Origin of the sequence: Streptococcus sp. C300, from assembly GCF_000187645.1 — a bacterium.
GTDB classification, from domain to species: Bacteria; Bacillota; Bacilli; order Lactobacillales; family Streptococcaceae; genus Streptococcus; species Streptococcus oralis_CQ.
In genome coordinates, this window is the sequence record NZ_GL732466.1 from 1 (window position 1) to 2,536 (window position 2,536).

At 28.9% G+C, this 2,536-nt stretch carries 3 protein-coding genes; all 3 read right to left on the reverse strand.

The window, feature by feature from the left end:
• Window positions 1-241 (reverse strand): hypothetical protein (locus HMPREF0849_RS10610; RefSeq protein ID WP_009013447.1); only part of this gene is annotated, 241 nt, incomplete at its 3' end.
• A gap of 5 nt (window positions 242-246) precedes the next feature.
• Window positions 247-894: a condensation domain-containing protein gene (locus tag HMPREF0849_RS00005; protein WP_009013448.1), complete on the reverse strand. Its 648-nt coding sequence runs from the start codon at window positions 892-894 to the stop codon at window positions 247-249.
• A 7-nt stretch (window positions 895-901) separates the two neighbouring features.
• A partial coding sequence (locus tag HMPREF0849_RS00010) for an amino acid adenylation domain-containing protein (protein WP_232202890.1) occupies window positions 902-2,536 on the reverse strand: 1,635 nt, incomplete at its 5' end.

Consider the following 2,536-nt stretch of genomic DNA (forward strand, 5'->3'; position numbering starts at 1 on the left):
TATTTATTAATGCTTGATCAATTTTCACTTCCATTTTTTTAGCTTCAGAGTATTTACATGGTAAATACTCTGAATTATCAAATGTGATTTGATTTTCTTCCCAGAATTCCATATCTTCTGATAAATCAATAATGCTTTTATCTCTTAGTTCACTAGCAAACTGTTTTACAGAAACAGTCTTCAACGGCAGTGACGTTAAATCATTATTATGCGAATATAGATTTCTAAAATCATCAAACAATATTCTTAGTGTAACAGCATCTGAGGTAAATGATGGAGTATAAATAATAAAAATTCTCCTTCTTCAGTATCGAAAACAACTATTTTGAACACAAGACCATCTTTTAGTGATAAAGTTTGATGCTCTTTTGTTGCATAACTTTCCATCTCACTTTTTCTACATTTTATCAAAATAATATTTTGCTTATTTTTTAATTCTTTATAATCTAATAAAGTTGAAAAATTTTCACCATAATTATAGCTAATCCTTAACGAATCGTGATGTCTCAATAAAGTATGGTAAACACGATTAACTAAGTTCAAATCTAATTTTTCATTTGATTTGATTAATAATGACTGATTAAAATGATTAATAACGGATTGACTAATTGACTCACTAAACCTTCTATGACTTGGAAGTAATTCCACTTCTCCTACAACCTCATCTTGTGGGATATAATTACTATTTTTTTGTATAAATTTTGAAAGGTCTTTTAAAATAGGGTAACTCAATATATCAGCCACTTTTATATTATAATCACTTAATAAAGAAATAATGCGAATAGCTTGAATAGAATCTCCACCTAAGTTAAAAAAATTATCTGATAAACTTATTTTCTCATCTTGAAAAATTGTTCTATATGCTTTAACTACTTTACTTTCTGAATCAGTCATATCTGCACTATCTTTTCAGGAACAGAACTATTTGTTCATGTCTTTCCATAACAAATTCTTTTAATTGATTAGTGTCAACCTTTCCACTAAAAGTCATAGGTAGTCCATCAAGATGAATGATATCTCTAGGAATCATGTAATATGGTAACTTTTCAGCTAAAATTTCTTTACAATATGCAGATGATAAGCTTTTGTTGGATACTACGAAACTATAGATATTCTTTTTCTCGACCAAACTATGAGAAGCAACTACTCCTTTAATATTTGATAAGCATTTATCTATTTCTTCTAATTCAATCCTATATCCATTTAATTTTATTTGTGAATCTCTTCGGCCTATGGTAATCATATTCCCCTCAGAATTCCAATAACCTAAATCTCCAGTGAAATATTCAACTACATCATCTGTTTTTCTAAATACATCTTTATTTAAGTCTAAATTAGTGTAACCCAATGATAGCCCTTCTCCTGAAATAACGATTTCTCCAATTTGCCCGATTCCACAAATTTGATTATCATTTTTTATTTTCACCTCGACATTATAAATAGGCTTGCCGATTGGAATTCTACTTAGTTCGATATCCTTTCTTCCACATTTATAAAACGTTGAATCGACGGTTGCCTCAGTAGGCCCATAAACATTATATACAGTTGAGCTAGGCGAAGCTCTATAAATCTGTCCCAATACTTTGGAGGTTAGATTTTCTCCGCCAATTACATACAAATCTACATTTAAACTATTTGACTCGTATTGCCCCACTAACAAGTCTATATAAGATGGGGTACCATCTATAATTCTTATATTATTTTCGTTAATGTAATTATATAATTTTTTGGGGATATATTTTAAACTGTCATCAATAAGATACAAGGAAGATCCAAACATTAATGAAGTAAAAATTTGTTGTACTGAAGCATCAAATATTGGATTTGCAATTAAGCCAATATTGGCTCCTTGATATTTATGATAAATTTCATTGTATAAAAAGTTAACCAAATTGATTACAGATTTTTCCTTTACAAGTACCCCCTTAGGATTTCCAGTTGTTCCAGAAGTATATAAAATATATTGAATCTCATTATTGATTTTTTTAGGTTTTGTATCTGATAAGTAAATATCTTGAGTAGAAATTACCTTCCTAACGTTAAAACTTCTTAACTCTGAAACATTTACTGTATTAGAATCCGATAATATAATTCGGGCATTCGAATCTTCTATTATAAATAACAACCGTTCTTTACTAAACTTCTTATCAACTGGGACATAAGTACAACCTAGTTTTATAGAAGCAAGCATACTAGCAATTAACTCAATATTTTTGTCAAATAACAATATAATCCTATCCCCTTCTTTAATTCCTTGACGAACTAAGAAGGATTCAATTTTTGATACATTATTTGATAATTCACAGTAAGTCACTGTTTTTTCTTCAGAGACAATTGCTATATCTTCTGGCCTATTATTTACTTGATGTTCAAATTGATCGAATATGGAATTGAATTCAATCGAAATATTCAGACCCTTAGAATAGCTTAATACCCTACTTTTTTCATTTTCGTCACACAATGACAACTCCGAAATTGGCTTATTTGGAAACTTGATAACAGAATCAATTAAAGTTACAAATTGATTCATATATAC

Bases quoted from the DNA above. Each gene is read 5' to 3' on its own strand.
- HMPREF0849_RS00005 (WP_009013448.1), bottom strand. From the start codon at position 894: ATGACTGATTCAGAAAGTAAAGTAGTTAAAGCATATAGAACAATTTTT.